The organism is Phytoactinopolyspora endophytica (assembly GCF_004138495.1).
Lineage (GTDB): Bacteria > Actinomycetota > Actinomycetes > Jiangellales > Jiangellaceae > Phytoactinopolyspora > Phytoactinopolyspora endophytica.
The window spans coordinates 57,843-62,221 of sequence record NZ_ML142862.1 but is presented as its reverse complement, the minus strand read 5'-3'; the positions used below and the strand labels follow the sequence as shown (position 1 = coordinate 62,221).

The following is a 4,379-nucleotide window of genomic DNA, read 5'->3' as shown; positions in this document are numbered from 1 at the left end:
CCGAGAGCACGACCTTCACCGGCCAAGGGGTCGACGAGCGCCGGCACTGGCACAGTGGCTGCTGGAAATCGCGCAACCGCCGCCGACGGCGGTGAGTTCACCGCGCGGATGCGGCAACTCTCGCCCTTCTTGAGCGTCAGTTGCGTATGCGGCGGTCTTGATGGCCCTTAAACGACACTGACACTCAACAAGCGCCGGGCACCACTTCGGGTGCCCGGCGCTTGCTGGATGGTGATGTCTTACTTGTCCTCGTCGACCAGTTCCGCGTCGACGACGTCGTCGTTCTGGCCCGACTCGACGGCGGCCGGTACCGCATCGAGGCCGGCCGAACCGCCCACTCCGCCGAGCAGGCTGCGCAGCTGGTTCAGGTGCGAGCTGATGCCGTCGCGCTGACGGGTCAGCTCGGCCACCTCGCGCTTGGCCGTGGTCACGCTCTGGTTGGCCTCGGTCTTGGCCTCGGAGAGCAGCTTCTCGGCCTGGTGCTTCGCATCGGCGATGAGGTTGTCGGCATTACGGCGAGCGCTGGCGAGGAGAGCCTTCGCCTGCTCATCGGCGTCGCGCCGGACCTTCTCGGCACGCTCCTGAGCGGACTTGGCGCGCTCTTCGGCTTCCCCGGCACGCGACTCGGAGTCGGCCACCAGCTTCTGGGTCTCGGCGACCGCGGTCTCATGACGTTCGCTGATCTCGCGCTCGAGCTGCTCGCGCTTGGCGACCAGCGTGAGCTCGAGGTCGGTGAGCTCCTTGTCGGCACGGGCGCGGGCATCGTCGAGCCTGCTCTGCGCGTCGGCCTTCATCTCCTCCACTTCTTGGTGCGTGGTCTTGCGGAGCTCTTCGACGTCGCGCTTGGTGCTGGCCCGCAACTCCTCGGCCTCGCGCTTCGCCGTCGCCCGTAGCTCGGCGACCTCGCGCTCGCCGGCGGCCCGGACCCGGTTCAGCTCACGCTCGGCGTTGGCCTTGCGCTCGCTGGCCTCGTGCTCGACCTGGGAACGGATCTTGGACGCTTCGCGCTTGGCGCTCTCGACGAGGTCCTCGGATTCCCTGGTGGCACTCGAACGCAGCTCTTCGGCTTCCACGCGGGCGTCGTCGACGAGCTCCTCGGCCGTGCGCCGGGCGTTCACCCGGAGCTCGGAGGAGTCGCTCTCCGCGGCCGCACGCATCTCGCCGGCCTCGGCCTGCGCCTGCGCCCGCATCTCCGCGGCCTCCGCGTCGGCCTGCGCAACGAGCTCGCTCGCCTGCTCTTCTGCCAGCCTGAGCAACTGCTCGATACGAGCGCCCAGGCCCGAATAGGACGGCCGCTCCACCTCTCGCAGCTCCGTGGTGGCCTCGGCCAGCTCCTGACGCAACCGGACGACCTGCTTGTCGAGGTCGGACGCTCGGCTGCGTACCTGTGCCATAGTCGCTTCGAGCTGCCGGACGTGCTGCTCAACCTGGATACGATCGTAGCCACGCATCGCGATGGTGAACCCGCCCGTGGGCGATCCGTCAAAGATAGACAGGCCGTCCGAACCTGTCTCGCTGATGGCTGCTTCCTGTACCTCGCTCATGGTCTCCCTCGTCGGGCGTGCGGCCTCGAGTGCGGCATCGCACGTAGTTACTGATCGACGTGTGTGTTGATCTCCTGTGCTACCCGGGAGCCCCCGTCGCTCGTCGCCTCGCCGCCCAGGGCAACAGTACTCGCCTACCGTAGTGTCCCGTGTACGCTGCCCACCACCCCTGACGGGATAGATATGTAAATATCTCACGCATTCCGGGGCCCCACGATAGCTTGAGGGATCATGGTGCCATGTCTGTATTCTCGACGATCGACCACCTCGGCATCGCCGTCCCCGATCTGGACGAAGCCGTGGCCTGGTACCGGGAGAACTTCGGCATGGTCCTCGTGCACGAGGAGGCCAATGAGGATCAGGGCGTGCGCGAGGCGATGATGAAGGTGTCGCCCGGGGACGAAGGCGCACAGATCCAGCTGCTCGCGCCGCTGCGGCCGGATTCGGCGATCGCCCGCTTCCTGGACCGCTCCGGACCGGGAGTGCAGCAGGTGGCCTACCGGGTCGACGACGTGAGGTCGGCCGCGGCCACGCTGCGTGCCCGGGGGATGCGCCTGCTGTACGACGAGCCGCGCACCGGGACCGGAGGTTCGCTGGTCAACTTCGTGCATCCCAAGGACGCCGGGGGTGTACTGGTCGAGCTGGTGCAGCAACCGGCCGCTGCCGAGCTACCCTGATTCGCATGGCGGTCATTGTGGGCGGAGCGCGTACTCCGATCGGAAAGCTGCTCGGATCGCTGTCCGGGTTCACGGCTATGGACTTGGGCGGGATGGCGATCCGCGGCGCGCTGGAGCGTTCGGAGATCGAACCGGGCGCCGTCGAATATGTGATCATGGGCCAGGTGCTGACCGCCGGCTGCGGCCAGATACCGGCCCGTCAGGCGGCGGCCAAGGCCGGCATTCCGATGACCGTGCCGGCACTGACAGTGAACAAGGTCTGCCTCTCGGGCATCGACGCCATCGCCCTCGCCGATCAGCTGATCCGCGCCGGGGAGTTCGATGTGGTCGTGGCCGGCGGCATGGAGTCGATGAGCACGGCGCCGCACCTGCTGCCGGGATCGCGGGATGGCTACAAGTACGGCGACGCCGCCCTGGTCGATCATCTGGCATACGACGGGCTGTACGACGTCTTCACCGACCAAGCCATGGGCGCGCTGACCGAGTCCTGCAACACATCCGGCCTCGGCCTGACCCGGGACGAACAGGATGAGTTCTCCGCGCGTTCGCACCGGCGCGCCGCACAGGCATGGAAGAACGGGCTGTTCGACGACGAGGTGGTGCCGGTCGAGATCCCGCAGCGCAAAGGGGAGCCGGTGGTGTTCCGGCAGGACGAGGGCATCCGTGCGGACACCACGGCCGAGTCTCTGTCCAGGCTGCGCCCGGCATTCGACCGGGAAGGGACCATCACGGCGGGTTCATCGTCGCAGATCTCCGACGGCGGCTGCGCGGTTGTCGTGATGAGCGAGGCCAAGGCCGAGGACCTGGGGCTGCGGCCGCTGGCCTCGATCGGCTCGCACGGCGTCGTGGCCGGGCCCGACTCGACCCTGCAGAGCCAACCCGCGACGGCGGTCCGGGCCGCGTGCCGCCGTGCGGGCCTGGAACCGAGCGAGCTGGATCTGGTCGAGATCAACGAGGCCTTCGCAGCCGTCGGTCTGGCCTCCACCAGGGAGCTCGGGCTGGATCCGGATCTGGTCAACGTCAACGGCGGCGCTATCGCGCTCGGGCATCCGATCGGCATGTCCGGTGCTCGTCTCGTCCTTCACCTCGCGCTCGAGCTGCGCCGTCGTGGGGGTGGTGTCGGTGCCGCCGCCTTGTGCGGTGGTGGCGGCCAAGGTGATGCGTTGCTGATCCGGGCGTGACATTGGGCTCCCCAACCGCTGTGAGCTCCGTCGACGCGCTGGTCGAGCATGCCAGGGCGGGCGACCCGCGCGCCGTCGCGCGGCTGATCTCGCTGGTGGAGAACCACTCGCCGCAGTTGCGCGAGGTGATGGCCGGGCTCGTACCGCATGCTGGCTCGGCGGCGGTCGTGGGCATCACAGGCTCCCCCGGCGTCGGGAAGTCAACGACGACGTCTGCGCTGGTGGCGGCGTTCCGTGCGCAGGGCAAGCGGGTCGGTGTGCTAGCCGTGGACCCGTCGTCGCCGTTCACGGGCGGAGCCCTGCTGGGTGACCGGGTGCGGATGCAGGAGCATGCGACCGACGGCGAGGTCTACATCCGCTCGATGGCGGCCCGTGGTCACCTCGGCGGGCTGTCCGCCGCGACGCCGCAAGCGGCTCGGGTCCTGGACGCGGCGGGATGTGATGTCGTGCTGATCGAGACTGTCGGGGTGGGCCAGTCGGAGGTCGAGGTGGCGGCCCTGGCGGACACCACGATCGTGCTGATGGCGCCGGGGATGGGCGACGGGGTTCAGGCCGCCAAGGCCGGCATCCTCGAAGTGGGCGACGTGTTCGCGGTGAACAAGGCCGACCACGACGGCGCGGACCATGTGATCCGTGACCTCAAGGCCATGACACGGATGGTGGAACGCGATCCTGGTGACTGGCGGCAGCCGATCGTCGCCACGGTGGCCTCACGAGGCGAGGGCATCGACGAGCTGGTCGAATCGGTGGACAAGCATCGGGCCTGGCTGGTGGACAGCGGTGAGCTGGAGCGTCGTCGCCGGAGACGGGTGCGTGACGAGATCGAAGCCATCGCGCTGGGGGCGTTGCGTGAGCGTTTCGCGGATCTGCATGGCGACGATCGGCTCGACATGCTGGCCGCCAGGGTTCTCCTCGGCGAGGTCGACCCGTACTCTGCTGCTGAAGAAGTGGTGGCCGCTGTGTCATGATCGAGAGGT

At 68.4% G+C, this 4,379-nt stretch carries 4 protein-coding genes; 3 read left to right on the top strand and 1 reads right to left on the bottom strand.

What is annotated here, in order from left to right; genetic code table 11:
* Positions 1–239: 239 nt before the first annotated feature.
* On the bottom strand, positions 240–1,544 hold the full coding sequence (locus ELR45_RS23530) for a cellulose-binding protein (RefSeq protein ID WP_129668523.1): 1,305 nt from the start codon (positions 1,542–1,544) through the stop codon (positions 240–242).
* A 239-nt stretch (positions 1,545–1,783) separates the two neighbouring features.
* Between ELR45_RS23530 and mce the strand changes: the two genes are divergently transcribed.
* Genes mce through meaB form a run of 3 tightly spaced genes read left to right on the top strand, consistent with a single transcriptional unit; the run spans position 1,784 to position 4,370 of the window.
* Positions 1,784–2,221 carry a methylmalonyl-CoA epimerase gene (gene mce / locus ELR45_RS23525; RefSeq protein ID WP_205857128.1) on the top strand — a complete coding sequence of 146 codons (438 nt, stop codon included), beginning with the start codon at positions 1,784–1,786 and terminating at the stop codon, positions 2,219–2,221.
* A gap of 5 nt (positions 2,222–2,226) precedes the next feature.
* The gene (locus tag ELR45_RS23520; protein WP_129668521.1) at positions 2,227–3,402 is read left to right on the top strand and encodes an acetyl-CoA C-acetyltransferase; all 1,176 of its coding nucleotides are present in this window, start codon (positions 2,227–2,229) and stop codon (positions 3,400–3,402) included.
* A 20-nt stretch (positions 3,403–3,422) separates the two neighbouring features.
* Positions 3,423–4,370, top strand: a complete 948-nt coding sequence (gene meaB, locus ELR45_RS23515) for a methylmalonyl Co-A mutase-associated GTPase MeaB (RefSeq protein ID WP_129668520.1) — start codon at positions 3,423–3,425, stop codon at positions 4,368–4,370.
* Positions 4,371–4,379: the final 9 nt, after the last annotated feature.